Origin of the sequence: Pedobacter vanadiisoli (assembly GCF_042684385.1) — a bacterium.
Classification (GTDB): Bacteria; Bacteroidota; Bacteroidia; order Sphingobacteriales; family Sphingobacteriaceae; genus Pedobacter; species Pedobacter vanadiisoli.
In genome coordinates this window covers 220245-237229 of the sequence record NZ_JBHULL010000008.1, presented here as the reverse complement: position 1 = coordinate 237229, position 16985 = coordinate 220245, and the positions used below count along the sequence as shown (strand labels likewise).

At 38.4% G+C, this 16985-nt stretch carries 17 protein-coding genes; 7 read left to right on the top strand and 10 right to left on the bottom strand.

Translation table 11 applies throughout. The features are described 5' to 3' along the window. Positions 1-18: 18 nt before the first annotated feature. Complete coding sequence (locus tag ACFSR6_RS09645; protein ID WP_379078146.1) at positions 19-1365, top strand: DUF58 domain-containing protein; 1347 nt, start codon at positions 19-21, stop codon at positions 1363-1365. Positions 1366-1444: 79 nt separating this feature from the next. On the opposite strand, the gene ACFSR6_RS09640 is transcribed toward ACFSR6_RS09645, so the two are convergent. From ACFSR6_RS09640 to ACFSR6_RS09625, 4 genes are all read right to left on the bottom strand, one after another. Further along, on the bottom strand, positions 1445-2503 hold the full coding sequence (locus tag ACFSR6_RS09640; RefSeq protein ID WP_379078144.1) for a nucleoid-associated protein: 1059 nt from the start codon (positions 2501-2503) through the stop codon (positions 1445-1447). 71 nt (positions 2504-2574) lie between these two features. After that, positions 2575-3057 carry a transcriptional regulator, SarA/Rot family gene (locus tag ACFSR6_RS09635; protein WP_379078142.1) on the bottom strand — a complete coding sequence of 161 codons (483 nt, stop codon included), beginning with the start codon at positions 3055-3057 and terminating at the stop codon, positions 2575-2577. Next, entirely contained in the window at positions 3057-3560 is a 504-nt protein-coding gene (locus ACFSR6_RS09630; RefSeq protein WP_379078140.1) for a GNAT family N-acetyltransferase, read from the bottom strand. The genes ACFSR6_RS09635 and ACFSR6_RS09630 overlap by 1 nt, the downstream gene beginning before the upstream one ends. A 114-nt stretch (positions 3561-3674) precedes the next feature. Further along, on the bottom strand, positions 3675-4247 hold the full coding sequence (locus ACFSR6_RS09625; protein ID WP_379078138.1) for a TlpA family protein disulfide reductase: 573 nt from the start codon (positions 4245-4247) through the stop codon (positions 3675-3677). A 634-nt stretch (positions 4248-4881) separates the two neighbouring features. Here ACFSR6_RS09625 and ACFSR6_RS09620 point away from each other — a divergent pair. Further along, a complete protein-coding gene (locus tag ACFSR6_RS09620; protein WP_379078136.1) occupies positions 4882-7194 on the top strand; it encodes a TonB-dependent receptor in 2313 nt (770 codons plus the stop codon). A 103-nt stretch (positions 7195-7297) separates the two neighbouring features. On the opposite strand, the gene namA is transcribed toward ACFSR6_RS09620, so the two are convergent. The 3 genes from namA to ACFSR6_RS09605 form a co-directional block, all read right to left on the bottom strand. Next, the gene (namA, locus tag ACFSR6_RS09615; protein ID WP_379078134.1) at positions 7298-8362 is read right to left on the bottom strand and encodes an NADPH dehydrogenase NamA; all 1065 of its coding nucleotides are present in this window, start codon (positions 8360-8362) and stop codon (positions 7298-7300) included. A gap of 79 nt (positions 8363-8441) precedes the next feature. Further along, positions 8442-9431: an aldo/keto reductase gene (locus ACFSR6_RS09610; protein ID WP_379078133.1), complete on the bottom strand. Its 990-nt coding sequence runs from the start codon at positions 9429-9431 to the stop codon at positions 8442-8444. A 2-nt stretch (positions 9432-9433) separates the two neighbouring features. Further along, entirely contained in the window at positions 9434-9829 is a 396-nt protein-coding gene (locus ACFSR6_RS09605) for a DoxX family protein (RefSeq protein ID WP_379078131.1), read from the bottom strand. Between the two features lie 252 nt (positions 9830-10081). Here ACFSR6_RS09605 and ACFSR6_RS09600 point away from each other — a divergent pair, with 252 nt between their 5' ends. From ACFSR6_RS09600 to ACFSR6_RS09580, 5 genes are all read left to right on the top strand, one after another. Beyond that, a complete protein-coding gene (locus tag ACFSR6_RS09600) occupies positions 10082-10909 on the top strand; it encodes an ABC transporter ATP-binding protein (protein ID WP_379078129.1) in 828 nt (275 codons plus the stop codon). 3 nt (positions 10910-10912) lie between these two features. Further along, a complete protein-coding gene (locus ACFSR6_RS09595) occupies positions 10913-11710 on the top strand; it encodes a hypothetical protein (protein ID WP_379078127.1) in 798 nt (265 codons plus the stop codon). Position 11711: 1 nt separating this feature from the next. Then, positions 11712-12086, top strand: coding sequence for a GntR family transcriptional regulator (locus ACFSR6_RS09590; RefSeq protein ID WP_379078125.1), 375 nt, complete (start codon positions 11712-11714; stop codon positions 12084-12086). A gap of 4 nt (positions 12087-12090) precedes the next feature. Further along, positions 12091-12948: a hypothetical protein gene (locus ACFSR6_RS09585; protein ID WP_379078123.1), complete on the top strand. Its 858-nt coding sequence runs from the start codon at positions 12091-12093 to the stop codon at positions 12946-12948. A gap of 138 nt (positions 12949-13086) precedes the next feature. Continuing rightward, on the top strand, positions 13087-14073 hold the full coding sequence (locus ACFSR6_RS09580; RefSeq protein ID WP_379078121.1) for an alpha/beta fold hydrolase: 987 nt from the start codon (positions 13087-13089) through the stop codon (positions 14071-14073). A gap of 119 nt (positions 14074-14192) precedes the next feature. Here ACFSR6_RS09580 and ACFSR6_RS09575 read toward each other — a convergent pair whose 3' ends face one another. Genes ACFSR6_RS09575 through ACFSR6_RS09565 form a run of 3 tightly spaced genes read right to left on the bottom strand, consistent with a single transcriptional unit; the run spans position 14193 to position 16920 of the window. Then, positions 14193-15083 carry a DUF6263 family protein gene (locus ACFSR6_RS09575; RefSeq protein WP_379078119.1) on the bottom strand — a complete coding sequence of 297 codons (891 nt, stop codon included), beginning with the start codon at positions 15081-15083 and terminating at the stop codon, positions 14193-14195. A gap of 17 nt (positions 15084-15100) precedes the next feature. Continuing rightward, the gene (locus tag ACFSR6_RS09570) at positions 15101-15874 is read right to left on the bottom strand and encodes a M90 family metallopeptidase (protein WP_379078118.1); all 774 of its coding nucleotides are present in this window, start codon (positions 15872-15874) and stop codon (positions 15101-15103) included. Between the two features lie 8 nt (positions 15875-15882). Next, positions 15883-16920: a Gfo/Idh/MocA family oxidoreductase gene (locus ACFSR6_RS09565; RefSeq protein WP_379078116.1), complete on the bottom strand. Its 1038-nt coding sequence runs from the start codon at positions 16918-16920 to the stop codon at positions 15883-15885. Positions 16921-16985 lie beyond the last annotated feature (65 nt).

Below are 16985 nucleotides of genomic sequence, written 5' to 3'. Positions count from 1 at the left end.
TTAACCGATTAACCCGCTTTGAAAAAATTCTTTCAGCAATATTATACCAATCTATTTCTAACTGACCGTTTATTTACGGCTTTAGGCTTCTGTATTGTGCTCTTTTTGCTTAAGTTCTTTTTTGCCTGGCTGGGCGATATCCCTGAAATTGCAACCGGAACAATAGCGGTTTTGTTTTTTATTGATCTTTTTATCCTGTACCGGAATGGCAATTGGATTGAGGCAAAAAGATTTACAGCAAAGCGTTTGAGCAACGGTGATGAAAACCCGATCCAGATTGAGATCGCAAACCGTTATGGTTTTGGGGTAAATGTGAGGGTAATTGACGAAATACCTTTTCAGTTTCAGCTGCGCGATAAAGATTTTAAACTCCATTTAAAACCGGCAGAAATAAAATCCATCCATTATAATTTACGTCCAACCAAACGTGGTGAATATGATTTCGGATTTATCCGGACTTATGTCAGTTCGCCATTGGGTTTAATCAGCCGGCGTTATAATTTCGATGGTGCAAAAGTTCTTCCTGTTTATCCTTCATTTATCAATCTGGGCCAGTATGAATTGATGGCCGCTTCGCGTTATTTAACTGAGTTTGGCATAAAAAAAATCAGAAAGCTTGGACAAAGCAGTGAATTTGACCAGATTAAAAACTACGTAGGTGGCGATGATATCCGTACAATCAACTGGAAAGCAACCGCCAGAAAAGGCGGCTTAATGGTAAACACCTATACAGATGAGAAATCGCAAAATATTTATTGCATCATTGATAAATCACGTGTGATGCGCATGCCTTTTGAAGGTTTAAGCCTGCTCGATTATGCCATCAATGCAAGTGTTGCCCTTGCCAAAGTAGCCATGCTTAAAGAAGATAAAGCAGGTTTAATTACCCTGTCTGAAACGATCGGATCGATAGTGCCTGCCGATCGTAAAGCCTCACAGCTGGGCAGCATCATGAACGTACTTTATAAAGAGAAAACAAGATACCTGGAAAGTAATCTTGAAGCCCTCTATGCTACTGTCCGTTCGGTAGTAAAACAACGCGGGCTTTTGATTTTTTTTACCAATTTCGAAAGTTTATCGGCACTGCAACGTCAGCTACCGTATTTAAAAAGAATTGCGAAATACCACTTATTGCTTGTTGTATTTTTCGAAAATACCGAACTCAAAGGTTTAAGCACCGATCCGGCTAAAGATGTGGAAGGCATTTACCATAAAACCATTGCAGAGAAGTTTATTTACGAAAAAAAGCTGATGGTTAAGGAATTGAATACACATGGCATTTTGGCTATTCTTACACCGCCACAAAAGCTTACGGTAAATGTGATTAACCAATACCTGGCCCTTAAAGCCCAGCAGCGCATTTAGTCCACAGTCTTGAGTCTTAAGTCCATAGTCGACTTACGACTCAAGACTACTGACTCAAGACTACTGACTCAAGACTAACCTACGCTTCTTCCCTAAAATACACCTTGTAAAAGTTCATCGATTTATCATCATCGTAACCTTTCTCTATCATATCCTTATTTCCATGGATATAAATGTGAAAGTTTTTATCCAGTTTTAACACGCTTTTGTACGCTCGGGCCTGTTTTTTAACGGCCGACTCAGCAATCTCAAAATGATCGGCAATAGGGCTCTCGAATTCCTCTTCGTAGTTTTTCTTATAGTTTTTAAACGATTCGATCCCTTCGGCATTACCAATCACTTCATTCCCGAATTCTTCAATATCAAAGGTTTCCTTCTCTTTAAAATACTTCATCGAACGGTTTAACAGATCAATCTTGTCTGCTTTGCTGATTTCGTACTCATCATCGAGTTTCTGTGTGACGAAGTTTTTATAAACCCCCAGTACGTTATTGGTCTGGTTATAACTATCGTTTCTGATTTTCAGTTTTAAGAACTCATCTTTCCAATAAACGGCAGAGTCATTGTTGCTTTTTGCCTGATCCAGTACCACCACTTTATAGCCTTCTTCTCTTTCTACATTAAAAATCAGGCAGCCTTTATCCAGTTTATTAATGCTGATGGCCTCTTGTTCATAACTGACATTAAAGCCATCCTGTTCGGGATACACTTTTAAGTAGGTATCTTTAGTTTCGGATTTAAAAATTCCAACAACATCCAACTGTTCGCCTTCTATCTGAACCTTTTCGAAATAGGCAACATACAGCTCACCGGATTTAATTTTAGGGTGATTGGCTACGTCATATAAATGTTTGGCCAGTTGTTGTGAATCTTCGTGAAAAAGCGCGTTGTTTTCGAAAATTTCATGAACGAAATGGAATACTTCGTTCAATTCTAAATTATCGTTAGGGTGATAAAAACGATATACCTCATTAACTTTTTCGAAAGGTTTTAAGAAATACTGCAACAGCAGGTTTCCCAACATTTCATCGTCTATTTTTAAAGGTGCATCAGATAGTTTATAATACTCTTCAAGCAATTTATTGCCTGTATGATGGATAGAAAGTTGCTTAAGAGAAGCCTCAAAGAATGAAATCATGGCAGCAAAAATAGCAAAATGATCGGTTAACCTTACTCAAAATCCACTCATTCCATCCGGCACTGGCACAATCATTTATTCATATAAGCTTCGGCCCTTTGCAAAAAACTTTTCTCTTGCAGTGCAGCTTCTACCTCATTTATGGCTTTCATCAGGTTATTTTCTGTATTTGTAATCTCTTCAGTGGCCTTAACAATCACCTGCCAAACCGGCTCCATGGTTGATAACAGCGTTTTGCCCTTTTCAGTAAGCTCTACCAGGCGTTTCCGGGTATCGATTTTATCTTTCTTAGAGCGGATAAGTTTCTCTTTTTCCAGTTCTTTTAGCAAACTGATGGTAGAAGGGTGCGCATAACCGATCTCATCAGAAAGGGAAACCACGCTCATGGTCGATTTTTTATATAAAGTATACAACACAGGAAACCATTTGGGCTGAAAATCGATGCCGAAGGCTTTGTAAATCAATAGGCCATCCTTGCGGATCTGGTCGCTGAGCCTTTGTAAACGCGTAGAAATGGCCAGTAAGCCAGAAGCATCAATTACATTTTGTTCCATTAAACAGGTTTTAAATCCAAACCATAAAACACATTGTCTACAGCCATGCGGGGAAAATAAACCGGAAGATCTTCCATCCTAACCTGTTTAAATCCATTGCGTTCGTAAAATCGACAAGCCGCCTGCAATATATCTTTGGTACCCAAATATACCTTATTCAGGTTATTATCCCTGCAATATGCTATAAGGGTTTTTAACAGAGCCTGTGCTATACCCAGGTCTTTCCCCCTGAATTCTTTTTTAACAAACATCTTTCTGATGGCTCCGGCATGGTGTTCTGCCTGTGCAATCAGAGCAATGGTGCCAATAAGCTCACCGTTTAGTTTGGCACCCCAGAATGCACCTCCTGTTCCATCGTAATGTTTTTCAATATCCAGCAGATCGGGTTGTGCAGCCAGATCGATATCTACATTAAACTCTATTTGCTGTATGGGCAAAATCAACCCGATAATCGCTTCGCAGAATTGATTATCCAACCGTTCAATTTTAAATTCGTTTTGCATTGACAATGATTATAAAAACAAATATATGTAGTTAACTACATATATAGCAAAACAAAAGTCATTCCTTCATCAAATCTGATCGAGTATTTTAGAAAAGTTTCAGATTGGCAGGAGCTATCGACTATTTTTTAGTTTACGGATGAAATCAATGACCTTTTTATCGGCATAATTTGCTACACCTTCATGTTTGAAAGATAACCTGCCCTGCTTATCAAAAATGACCGTTGTAGGCAGAGCACCGGCAAATACTTTTTCCGGAATATCGCTTTCTACTTTGTAGATGGGCATTTCATATTTACGGTCGGACATAAATTTGCCCGATTTGGCAAAATCACCGTCAGCATCAGCAAAAATGAATACAATATCAGTATCGTCTTTAAATTGCTTATAAAGCTTGTTAACAGAAGGCATTTCGGCCCTACATGGCGGGCACCAGGTTGCCCAAAAGTTGAGAAAAATAACCTTGCCCTTTAAATCGCCAAGATCAACAAGGTTTCCTTTTACATCTTTAAACCGGATCCCGTCAAGGCCTGCAACACTTTCTCCTGATGTTTCAGTATTGGGTTTATAAAAACCGATCTCCATTAAGCCCTTAAGAAAAAATGCTTTTGCATCAGGAACAAAAACAATTATCAATATGAAAAGGACAAATAAAGCGTTAAATATATTTTTTCGGATAAATTTCATTTACTGGTTGATTTTCTTTCCTTAAACAATAACAAAGCCTATTACAATTGGCATATCAATAATTTGTTAAGTCATCCCTTTGTTAAGCAAATTAAACTATTTATTAAAACCCGGGTCAATAACACTATAAATACAATGTTACTTTGTAAATATATATAATTGCTTAGGAATTACTACTTTTGCCGTGTTGAAAAAGCATAGACAAAATATTCAGAAATATTTATCAGTATTTATGCTGATTGTGTTTGCTATTGCTTTAACTCCATGGAGTGTTCTTCACCACCACACTCCTCTTCCTGTTGTGCAGAAAGAGGTCAACTGTAAACATGTTAGCCACGTACAGGCATATGGCGAAACCTGTTTAATCTGTAATGCAAGTTTTGAAAAAAACTATGTCCAAACCCACAACATTTACAGGATATTCTTATCAGCCAAAATCTTTAACCGTACCGAACCTACATTAAAGAATGCCTTTACCGAAATAAAGCGCACCTGCTTACGCGGTCCCCCCTTAGCTTAATTTTTTCTCCGAAAGCGCAGCTGCGCTCAATCAATTTTATTACACGAAACTTATTCACAGCTTCTAATTAGCTATGCAATAAGCTTTTCGATCATTTTTATTTATACACAACACATGAAAAAATTACAGCTTATCGGCTTGGTAATGCTATATACGTTATTAAGCAGCACTGTTTTTGCTGCCGCTTTAAAAAATATAAAAGGTAAGGTTATCGATGCCAGCACTAAACAAACGTTGCCAGGTGCAACTATTTTTATTCCGGATTTAAAGGTTTCGGCCGTAACTAACAATGATGGAGAATTTACATTGAATAACCTTCCTTCAAAAGGAAGTTACCTGGTTGAGGTACACTATATAGGCTATAAAACGGCTACTCAAGTGGTAAACCTTGCCAATGCAGACGGATTGGCATTTTCTCTACAGCCCACTGCGATAGAAACCAAGGAAATCGTAATTACCGGAAGTTTAATCAGTAGTACCAGTAAAAGAAACAGCGCCTCATCAGCGGTAGTGGGTAAAGATCAGCTTTTGCAACCTTCTACCAATTTAATCGATGCGTTGAGCAAAGTGCCTGGTGTATCGCAGATCACCACGGGTCCGTCTATCTCTAAACCTGTAATCAGGGGTTTGGGTTATAACAGGATTGTAACTTTAGATGATGGGGTAAAACAACAGGGACAGCAATGGGGTGATGAACACGGTATCGAAATCGATCAGTTCAAGTCAGACCGTATCGAGGTTTTACGTGGTGCAGCATCATTAATGTATGGATCAGACGCTCTTGGTGGTGTTATTAACCTTTTAGAGCCAAGTACCGCACCTGAAGGACAAGTAAAAGGTGAATTTATCAGCAATTACTCAACCAATAACGGACTTACCGCTAACTCATTAATGTTAAACGGTAACGAAAACGGCTTTGTTTGGAGGGCTCGTGGCACCTATAAAAATGCCTATTCTTTTAAAACACCAACAGGGTATTTCCCTAATTCGGGTTTTAACGAAACCGATTTAAGTGGTATGATAGGTTTAAATAAAAGCTGGGGTTATACACACTTAAACGTTTCTAATTTCCATAACAACATTGGTTTTTATGACCCAAATTTAGATGCGAATGGAAATTTTGTTAAAGATGACGGTAGTGCATTTACCAACGATGATTATAAAAACCGTACTTTAGAATTTCCACGCCAGGACATCAGGCACTTTAAAATTGCTCTGAACAACAATTTCATTATCGGTAATGGCAATTTAAAGGTTGATTTAGGTTATCAGCAAAATCAACGTCGCGAGCTTGACGAGCCAACCCCAGCTTTGTTTTTCGATCTTAAAACATACAATGCCGATCTGAAATATTATATCCACGAAACTAACGGATGGCAGCCTGTTTTTGGTGTAAGTGTTGATGACGGACACAGCCAAAATAAAGGAACAGAATTTTTAATCCCGGCTTACGATACCTTTGGTTTAGGTGCTTTTGCTTATGCAAAGAAAAATTGGGAAAACAGTACTTTTAGTATTGGTGCGCGTTACGACTTCAGGAAAAACAACGGAAAACAATTAATTGTAGATGACGAAGAGCAATTTGCACCATTTAAAAATCAGTTTTCTAATGTGAGCGGTGCCTTAGGTTTTACGCATCAGTTTAATGATGAGCTGAACTTTAAAGCCAATGCAGGTTCGGCTTTCCGTGCACCGAACCCTGCAGAGTTAGGCTCTAACGGCGTACATGAAGGCACATTTAGATACGAGATCGGTAATGCAGCTTTAAATCCTGAGCGCAGTTACCAGGTTGACGCTGCTTTAGAATATGAAGGCAAAATTGTAAGTGCCAGTGCGAGCATTTACAACAACTATATTCACAATTACATTTATGCATCGAATAATGGCGAACAAAGGGTAGCAGACGGCACCCTTTATGACGTTTTCCGTTACGGACAGGTAAATGCAAACCTTTACGGTGCCGAGGCCAGCTTAACCATCCACCCGGTTCCGTTTATCCACTTCGAAAATACATTTGGGTATGTGCATGCACAGAACATTACCTTAGACAGGCCACTTTCATTTATTCCTGCCGGAACATTGAGAAATGAATTGCGTTTTGAACCTAAACTTAAAGGTACAAATGATGCATATCTTTCTGTAGGTATCAACTCGGCATTTAAACAAACCCGCGTTGATGATGTTTTTGAAACACCAACCAGCGGTTATACTTTGTTAAACGCAGGAATAGGTGCTACGTTTAATTTGGGCAAACAACCGGTTAAATTATCGGTATCTGCTAATAACCTGTTAAACCAGAAATATTATGATGCCCTAAGCAGGTTTAAACCAGGCCGTTTTGACCAGGAGAACCCGAGTTTAGGCGTTTACAACCCTGGCCGGAACATCACTTTCGGATTGTATATTCCTTTTACAGTGGTTAAATAAAATTCACTGATCATATTTACAGAACAAAAAAGCGGAGCTGATCGATGAGATCACTCCGCTTTTTTGTATAATCGTCATTAATGCAAGAACACTTATTACATATCTATCTTTTAGCCCTTACATATTGATTTGGCCATTCCACATCATCGCCAAGAACCTGTGCCGCATGGGTTGGGAAATAAGCATCGCGCAGCGATTCGCGCGCAATAAAAATTAAATCGGCTTTGCCTTGTTCTAAAATTTCTTCTGCCTGTTCTGCTTCAACAATCACACCTACTGCACCTGTATAAATGCCAATTTCATTCCTGATTTTATCGGCGAAAGGCACCTGGTAGTTTGGTCCGGCCGGGATGAAAGCATCAGGTACATTTCCTCCTGATGAAGTATCAATTAAATCTACTCCTCGATCTTTTAACACGGCCACCAATTGTAACGAATCATTTTCGTTCCAACCGCCTTCTGTCCAGTCTGTTGCAGAAATACGAACGAATAACGGCAGATTTTCAGGCCACACCGATTGTACCGCTTCTACCACATCAATTACTAAACGGATCCGGTTTTCAAAACTTCCACCATAAATATCTGCACGTTTATTGCTCAACGGACTAAAAAACTGATGGAGTAAATAACCATGCGCAGCATGTATTTCTACTACTTTGTAACCTGCATCGAGTGCCCGTTTTGCCGCTGCCCTGAACGCAAAAACAATATCCTGAATTTCCGAAATCGTTAATTCGTGTGGCTCCACCTGTCCTGGTTTAAAAGGAATTGCCGATGGTGCAACGGGTTTCCAGCTATTTTCACCTTCAACAATCTGCCCGCCACCATCCCAAGGCACTTCGCAGCTGGCCTTTCTGCCTGCATGTGCCAATTGGATGCCTGCAACAGCACCGTTATTATGGATAAAGGAAACGATCTGTTTCAGTTTTTCTACATGTTCATCTTTCCAGATGCCCAAATCGGCATAAGTAATTCTGCCATCAGCAGTAACTGCAGAAGCTTCCTGGATAATTAAACCTGCACCGCCAACTGCGCGACTGCCTAAATGCACCAAATGCCAATCGTTGGCAAAGCCATCAACAGCCGAATACTGGCACATCGGCGAAATCACAATTCTATTTTTTAAGGTTACATCCTTTATGGTAAAAGGAGAAAATAATTTAGACATATCTTTTTAATATTTTAACCACTGAAGGCAAAGAGAATACACAGAGCACACTGACGTGTAATCTGTGGTTATATTACCATTAAAAACCAGCGTGCTGTAATTCGGTATTGATTAGCTGAATTTCTTCGGCACTTAATTTTACATTTATTGCGGCTGCATTCTGTAAAGCCTGTTTTTCATTTCTTGCACCAACCAAAGCAATGGTTATGCCCGGGCGTTCAACTGTCCAACGCAATACCAATTGAGATAAGGTGGCATTTTTCTCGTCGGCCAATGGTTTTATTTTAGCCAGAAATGCATTTGTTTTTTCGATGCTTTCTGGTGAGAAAAATTTATTCCCCTGGCGGTGATCACCTTCTTCAAATTTATAATCGGCTGTCATTTTACCGGTTAATAAACCACGCTCCATTGGACTATAAGCTAAAACCGATTTATTTTTTTCGATGCAATAGGGAACTATTTCCTCTTCAACACCGCGGTTTACCATGCTAAATGGAATCTGGTTAGAAATAATTTCTAAAGTCTGATCTGCTTCTTTTAATTGTGCCACATCATAATTACATACCCCGGCATAACGTACTTTACCCTGTTCAATTAACCTGCTTACGGCTTCGAAAGTTTCGCTTATCGGTGTTGTTGTATCCGGCCAATGGATCTGGTAAAGGTCTATGTAATCGGTACCCAGGCGTTTTAAAGATTGCTCACATTCATAAATCACGCTTTCTTTTCCGGCATATTTATAAATATCGATCTCTTTCCCCTCGTTGTTTTTGCTCTTAAAGCCAAAATCGCCCTTGGCCAGGTCCCAGCGCATCCCGAATTTGGTTACCAGTTGTAATTTATCGCGTGAGATGCCTTTTATTGCATCGCCTACAATTTCTTCACTATCTCCCTGACCGTAAATTGGTGCGGTATCAATCGAAGTAACCCCTAAATCGTAACCGGCTTTAATTGCGTTAATTGCATCGTTTCTATCTGTGCTTCCCCACATCCAGCCACCGGCTGCCCAGGCGCCGAATGTGATTACCGAAAGTGCTAAATCTGAATTTCCAATTTTTCTGTATTCCATAATTATTTTTTAATGATTTTGTCAACCGCATAACTGTTATGCGGCAGGTAAGCGAGTAGTACCGATAAAAATGCGACATGGATAAGTTGAGAAGGCAATGCGTCCCAATTTTCAATTACCGTTGTTCCGAAAATCAGGGCTAACGAAATCACTCCGGCAAATAATAAACCTTGCCTGGTAAATAAGCCCAATATGATCATTAAACCCGCTATAAATTCGGCAAACGGTAAAATATAACTAAAGGGAATAATTAATGCATCAGGCAAAAATGATTTCGAAAACTGCCCAACCATCCAACTACTAAAACCGGCAAGTTTTGGCAGACGCACCAAGCCATGCCCGAAAAAACTTAAACCAATTGCTAAGCGACTAAGCAGATATGCCCATTTTGTATCCATATTCTATCGATTTACTACAAAAATACAATCTCCATAGTAAGGATGTTTTAATGCAACAATTATTAAACTGATATTTTACCTTTCAATGGCTAAGGAGAAAGAGCAGAGAACGAGGGTGCGTTAGGTGTCTGGCGTGCAATAAAACGGCAATCGCAGCGTGCTAAACGCTAATCTCGATTTTTTTTATTTAAAAATTTGGAGATAACCAGACAAGATCATACTTTAGTGTATTATTTAACTAATACAGTAGATATGATCAACATTAACAATCTTAATTTTGGCTACAGTAAGCATAAGCCATTATTTAAAAATATGAGCATGCAGTTAAGCAACGGCCATATTTATGGTTTGCTCGGTAAAAATGGAGCCGGCAAATCAACTTTATTAAAAAACCTCGCCGGTTTGGTGTATGCGCAGAGCGGTACATTGGATGTAATGGGCTATGATCCTGCAAAAAGACAGCCTGCACTTTTAGAACAGATCTGTTTTATTCCGGAAGAATTTTATTTGCCGTCGGTAAAAATTGATGCGTATATAAAGGCCAATGCCCCATTCTATAAAAATTTCGATTACAATTATTTCGCTGATCTGATCAAAGAATTTGATATTCCGGTTGAACAGAAACTCATCAACATGAGTTACGGGCAGAAGAAAAAAGTAATTATCGCCTTCGGTCTGGCTACCCAGGCAAAGCTGGTGATTATGGATGAGCCTACCAATGGTTTAGACATCCCATCGAAGGCACAATTCAGGAAAATTATGGCTTCTGCTATGACGGATGAGCGTTGCATTATCATTTCTACCCACCAGGTAAGAGACCTGGATAACCTGATCGACACGGTGATTATGCTTGATGAAAACGATATTGCTCTTAAAGCTACTGTAGAAGAAATTACCGCAAAATTAACCTTTAAAAAAGTAAAAGAAATTGATGACAGCATTATTTATGCTGAGCCATCCCTCTCTGGTTATAACGCTGTAATGCCGAACTACCACCAGGAAGAAAGCAAATTAGATATGGAACTCCTTTTCAATGCCATACTTTCAGAAAAAATCAAATTTAAACCTTTATTCAGTTAAGCGATGAACAACACATTTAATATTAATCGATTTGGCTTATTGCTGAAAAGACAATGGTTAGATTTTGGGAAAATTTATTTAATCAGTTTTGGTGTATTAATTGGCGTTCTGGCCTTATTTTATAGCATAAGCTTAACAGATAATAATTTAAAATACCTTTCATCTAACACATTAAACTTTAGATTTCCTCTATTTCTGATTACGGGCTTTTTATTTGTAAGCATTATAGCGAGCAGTTATTTCATGCACTTAGGACAAAAACCTAAAGCTATCATTAACATTTTAGTACCTGCATCGAACATTGAAAAATTTTTATGCGCTATATTCTACACCTTAATCATTGGAATACCCAGTTACTTATTATGCTTTTACTTAATCGATCTTTCCTTTATTTCTTCTGTTAGGGCAACACATACTTTAACAGGAAGTTATACCGATTATCAAGGCAAAAAGGTAATTATAGATTATTTAACTTATTTTTTCTCAACCGGAACCGTTAAAGACTTTTACCAGTTTTATTATGTGCCGTTATTGATCAATAGTATTTTCCTATTGGGCTCTATATTTTTCCAAAACTTCCACTACATTAAAACAGCAATTTCTATAATGGTATTTGGGGTGCTTTGGGTTACTTCAACAATTTTTATACTGCAAAAACTAACCAACAATACCGTTTGGGTTGGAAACCACTACTGGCAAGACGAGAGTAATATCTTTTTCATAATGAGTTTAGTTGGCATATTATTAACATTGGCATTCTGGTTTATCTCATTTATACGTTTAAAAGAAAAGGAGGCTTAAAATGGAATTTAACAATAACAAGGCCATTTACCTACAAATAGCTGAATACGTTTGCGAGCAGATATTATTGGGTAAATGGAAAGCCGACGAAAAAATTCCATCGGTAAGGGAAATGGCAATAGACATGGAAGTAAACCCTAATACAGTAATGCGCACATATGAGTTACTACAAGGCAAGAACATCCTTAGCAACAAAAGGGGAATCGGTTTTTTTCTGACAGATGATACCATCGATCAGGTAAAACAATATCGGAAAACTAGTTTTATCGAAGACGAACTACCAAACCTATTTAGAAACCTTTACCTCCTGGAAATTGATTTCGATGAGCTAAAATCCCGCTATCAAACTTTTGTATCACAAAACTTTAACGCCTAAAAAAATGAAAACAAGCAATAAATTATTAACAGGGCTGGCAATTACCCTGCTTATTATTCCATTAACAATCATGATCTTGATTGCCAAAGCAAACCGGATCGATAATAAAACCTATGATAAAATGTTATCGGGAGCCGAAACTGCAAATAGTGATGTAGAGCGGTTTATCACAAATTATCCTGTTCAGGCATTTCAACATGTGGTAATTAACGGCTCAGAATCATCTTTCCTAAATGTTAAAATAATTTCCAACGATCAGTTTTTGTTTAAAGCAACTAATGATCTTGCACCTTATATCGAATACAAGGTAGATAAGGATGGTAAACTAAATATCTCTTTAAAAGAAGAACGTAATTACCAGCATGGAACATTGTTGATTTTTTCGCCAAACTTAAAAGGAATTACCTTTAACAATGTATCTGTAGATGGTTTAGCCGTAAATACGGATAGTTTAAATCTAGAAATCACCAAAGGTGTAAACTTCAGATTTGGTGAGGATATGAAAATTAAAAATCTGCACCTAATCAAGAAGCCTATATACCAAGAAAAAGATGTGGTGATACCTGGGATTACGATTGAAGATGCAAAAATTGAAAACTTGCATGCCGATATCAATGCGGGGTATTTAACTGTAAATAACACGCCACTACTAAATGTTGACCTCAAAATGAAAGATGCAAAAGCAGAATTCAAAAATGAAGAAAATAAGAATATAAGCCCAATAGAAACCCTTTCATTAAATAGCATGGGGAAAAATGACGTAAATTTTCAGCACATTAAGATTAACAAAGCAAGCGGAAACCTTTCTGACGAAACAAGCATCCAGATACCTACTGTTAATTTAAAGCAATTGATTAAATAACATTTTAGAGTATCCAAACGATACTGATCTTTATCGATTATTCTGATTTTGTAAAAAAGGGCATGATTTTTAAGCTAGCTAATTGGCAAAAGTATAACTTGGGCCAATTAGTTTAGTTTTTACATCAATACCTGATTCATGAAGAAGTTTTTCTTGTTGTTTACCCTTTGTTTCTTCGTTCTTAGCCAGCTTAAAGCACAAAAAACAGATACCCTATCCATTACCCTAGATAATGTAAAATACCCTTATCCGGTTAAATATTTCCCGATCAATACTGAAGGACAAGACATTAAAATGGCCTATATGGATGTTGTACCTACTGCAAATGCAAACGGTAAAACAGCAATTCTATTCCATGGAAAAAATTTTGGCGGTTACTATTGGACAAATGTTATTAAAGCCCTAACCAACATTGGCTACCGCGTTATTGTCCCCGACCAGATTGGTTTTGGCAAATCATCAAAAGCATTTATCCATTACAGTTTCCACCAAATGGCTACCTGGAACAAAAGGCTTTTAGATACACTTGGCGTTCAGAAAGCCGTGGTTTTGGGCCACAGCATGGGCGGTATGCTGGCTACACGCTTTGCTCTAATGTATCCTGAAACAACCGAAAAACTCTTGCTCGAAAATCCAATCGGCTTAGAAGATTACAAAACATTTATTCCTTACATTAATACCGCGCAACAATACAAAACCGAACTTAAAACCACCGCAGAAAGCGTTAGAAAATATTATCAGGGTTCTTATTTTACCCATTGGAAACCCGAATATGAATACCTGGTTGATATAGCTGGGGGTGTAACCAATAGTGCTGATTATCCGCGCTGGGCTAAAGTAGCAGCATTAACCTACACCATGATTTATGAACAGCCTGTGTTATACGAATTTCAAAATTTAAAGGTCCCTACTGTTTTATTCATCGGTAAGGAAGACAAAACCATTGTGGGCAAAGGATTGCTTACGCCAGATCAGCAGGCATTACACGGCCAATACAAACTTTTAGGCAAGCAAACGGCCGCAAAAATTATAGGCGCAAAAATTATCGAATTTGATGCCTGTGGCCACATTCCGCACATCGAAATCCCGACTGAATTTTTGGTGGCATTAACTGGTAGTTTGTAATATAAGTATTTTTGAGCGATCGTCATTCTCGCGCATGCGTGAATCCTAAAGCTTATGATAAGCACCGTTATAAAGCATTAAGATTCCCAATCAAGTTGGGAATGACGACAACGCTAAACTTAATTAACCTCTTTTCCTATAATTTTATTAATACCCTGCATTTCAAAATCAATGTCCTGCCCCATCGATTTCATTTTACCATAGAGTTCTATGCGGAGGTGGCTGTTTAATACAACTCCGGTTTTAATATCAATTGATGTTTCGCCTGAGTTGGTCCCTTTTAAATCAGTTTCCATTTTATTGCCCATTACTTGAAAATCCCCTTTTGAGATCAAAGTACCTTTTACTCCCAATATGGCAACGTTATCTTTTACTTCTTTTAAAGTGTATTGCGTAATCGTTTCAATGGGCATGCTCATTTGCATTTTGGTATCAACAGACCAGCTATCGCCTATTTTAACGGCTTTATCAGGGTAAATTTTAAATGACGACTCCATGGTTTGCTTCACCACCTCGTTGCTAAATTGTTTACTTAGGGCATTTTTAATCTGTTTAACCTGACTGGTATCTTTACTCATCCTTGCTGACATATTATCGAGCATTTTATCAATACCAGCAACAGTTTTAATCCCTCCGTTTGGGGTTACCGTCATATAAAAAGAAGCCCCTTTTATACTGCGAAGAGGGTTCTTTTTGGTACTATCCTGGTCATCTGAACTAAGTGTCAGGGCATTCCCCATTGCAGTCGATTTCATAAACGATCTGTTGTAGGTTACCTTTATATCTTTATCGCCATTGCGCCCTTCGGCGATATCAAAAGTGTAATCGGTTTCTATAGTTTGCGTTGAGTTAATACTCTTTCCGCTAATTTTCTGGTTGATCAGCTGATCTGAAATAAATGAGAAATTATACCTATTGCCTGTTGGATAATTTTGCCTAAGCAAGTATGTTTTTTGTCCCCATGCACTAATTGTTAGCAAACTGCAAAGCAAAGTAATTATTATTTTCATCTTCTTTTTAATAAAAGTTATCCGGCAGGTTGCTGGGCAAAAATGCGGCTTAACTGAAAATACAACTCAGGGTGTTTATCTTTTAACAGCTCAGGTTTTTCAAAGAAATATTCAGAAACCACAGCAAAAAATTCGGCCTGATTGGTGAGGGCATAAGGATTGATATCTGACTTGTTATCCTCAATTTTTTCCATTTCCTCATGCATCATTTTAATCCATGGCAAAGTATATTCATGTGCCAGTAAATTCTCTGGAATACCATCTGTTGCCCCATCAGATTTGTCCAGAAGGTGTACAAATTCGTGTATTGCCGTATTTTCTTTGCCTGCACTTTTCGAAAAACCATGGCGCAGTGCCGAACGCGATAAAATCATCTGTCCGTTCATATAGCCGGTACCCACCATCCCCATAATATTCCTTTCGCCACCCTCGAACTGAAAATCCTTGTTAAAAGTATCAGGATATAGCAAAACGCTGGTTAAGTTTTTGTATTGCCAATCGTCAAAACCAAAGATGGGGATAACGGCACTCGAGGCGATCAGCAATTCGTCTAAAGTGGTCATTTCTAAACCCACCGGCTCGATTTTAACCGTACTGAAAAATGTGGCCACCTTTTCTTCAAATCTAATTTTATCGGTCGAATCAAGATTGTGGTAATAGCTCACATAATCGTCGAGTATTTTTTTGTCAACGTCGGTTAAGGGTTCTATCGCAACTTTCTTTTTCTTCAGAATTAAATAAAGGGCAATCAGGAAAATTGGAATCAGGTATGCAAATGGAAGAGAATTCATGGTCAGGGTTATGCGGTTACCGGGCTTTCTATAATTTCCATCTGTGTTAAAACATCCTCCCGTGTTACCGGATATGGTTCTTTATTGCTTATTGCCTGGTAAACGGCTTCGAAAAGCGGCAGATAACTTCCTGCTTCTGATGGAATGATCTCCTCCGTCTTCTTTCCGTCGGCATCAATGGTGGTTAATAAACCGCCTTTATCAGCAGCCTCAACGCCATAACCCGGATCGGTTAATTTCATCCCTGCCAACAACTGTTCTTCCTGAATATCGGTTCTTTGCTTAATAAAGCTGCCTTTTACACCATGTAAAACAAACCCAGGCTGTGGGTTTACTACCAGCATGCTCGAGGTAACGAAAACATTTACGCTATCAGGATAACTCAAATGGATCGAGAAATAATCGTCAACCAATGTACCTACCCTATTTTTACCCAAAATTTTATGAAAACTTAAGGGTTTGCCGAATAAACTGATTACCTGATCTAAAAGGTGCGGACCTAAATCATATAACAAACCACTGGCCTCTATTGGGTTTTCTTTAAATGCCTTTGGGCCAATTACATTGCGGTAACGATCGTAACGCAGGTGCATCTCGTTCAACTTACCCAGTTTACCACTATCCAGTACCTTTTTTACTGAAATGAAATCACTGTCCCAACGGCGGTTCTGGTAAAAGAAAATCTGTTTGCCAACGCTGTCGGCCAGTTCGAAAAGTGCTTTGGCCTGCGCAGTGGTTGCGGTAAAAGGTTTTTCGACCAGAATATGCTTATGTGCATTTAATGCTGCTTTCGAATGTTCGTAATGAAAGTTATTGGGGGTATTAATCACCACCAATTCAATTTCTTCATCATTCAAAAGTTCGTCAACATTGTTGTAACTTATAATATTAGGGTAATCCTTAACTGCATTTTTATTGCTCCGCTCTACCACGGCCTTTAAATCGAAGCCTTTGTGCGCGTTTAGAAATGGGGCATGAAACACTTTTCCAGACATGCCATAAGCCAATAAACCTGCAGTAATTGTTTTATTAATATTCGTATCCATAGGTCATAAATGTAACCAAAAATACCATTACCATTCAAGCTAAAGTGTTAAAAAGCCTAAACGTT

What these genes read in the sequence shown, in the direction of transcription:
- ACFSR6_RS09600 (WP_379078129.1), top strand. Translation starts at nt 10,082, where the DNA reads ATGATCAACATTAACAATCTTAATTTTGGCTACAGTAAGCATAAGCCA.
- ACFSR6_RS09620 (WP_379078136.1), top strand. Translation starts at nt 4,882, where the DNA reads ATGAAAAAATTACAGCTTATCGGCTTGGTAATGCTATATACGTTATTA.
- ACFSR6_RS09610 (WP_379078133.1), bottom strand. Translation starts at nt 9,431, where the DNA reads ATGGAATACAGAAAAATTGGAAATTCAGATTTAGCACTTTCGGTAATC.
- ACFSR6_RS09570 (WP_379078118.1), bottom strand. Translation starts at nt 15,874, where the DNA reads ATGAATTCTCTTCCATTTGCATACCTGATTCCAATTTTCCTGATTGCC.
- ACFSR6_RS09635 (WP_379078142.1), bottom strand. Translation starts at nt 3,057, where the DNA reads ATGGAACAAAATGTAATTGATGCTTCTGGCTTACTGGCCATTTCTACG.
- namA (WP_379078134.1), bottom strand. Translation starts at nt 8,362, where the DNA reads ATGTCTAAATTATTTTCTCCTTTTACCATAAAGGATGTAACCTTAAAA.
- ACFSR6_RS09575 (WP_379078119.1), bottom strand. Translation starts at nt 15,083, where the DNA reads ATGAAAATAATAATTACTTTGCTTTGCAGTTTGCTAACAATTAGTGCA.
- ACFSR6_RS09565 (WP_379078116.1), bottom strand. Translation starts at nt 16,920, where the DNA reads ATGGATACGAATATTAATAAAACAATTACTGCAGGTTTATTGGCTTAT.
- ACFSR6_RS09585 (WP_379078123.1), top strand. Translation starts at nt 12,091, where the DNA reads ATGAAAACAAGCAATAAATTATTAACAGGGCTGGCAATTACCCTGCTT.
- ACFSR6_RS09625 (WP_379078138.1), bottom strand. Translation starts at nt 4,247, where the DNA reads ATGAAATTTATCCGAAAAAATATATTTAACGCTTTATTTGTCCTTTTC.
- ACFSR6_RS09580 (WP_379078121.1), top strand. Translation starts at nt 13,087, where the DNA reads ATGAAGAAGTTTTTCTTGTTGTTTACCCTTTGTTTCTTCGTTCTTAGC.
- ACFSR6_RS09640 (WP_379078144.1), bottom strand. Translation starts at nt 2,503, where the DNA reads ATGATTTCATTCTTTGAGGCTTCTCTTAAGCAACTTTCTATCCATCAT.
- ACFSR6_RS09590 (WP_379078125.1), top strand. Translation starts at nt 11,712, where the DNA reads ATGGAATTTAACAATAACAAGGCCATTTACCTACAAATAGCTGAATAC.
- ACFSR6_RS09605 (WP_379078131.1), bottom strand. Translation starts at nt 9,829, where the DNA reads ATGGATACAAAATGGGCATATCTGCTTAGTCGCTTAGCAATTGGTTTA.
- ACFSR6_RS09630 (WP_379078140.1), bottom strand. Translation starts at nt 3,560, where the DNA reads ATGCAAAACGAATTTAAAATTGAACGGTTGGATAATCAATTCTGCGAA.
- ACFSR6_RS09595 (WP_379078127.1), top strand. Translation starts at nt 10,913, where the DNA reads ATGAACAACACATTTAATATTAATCGATTTGGCTTATTGCTGAAAAGA.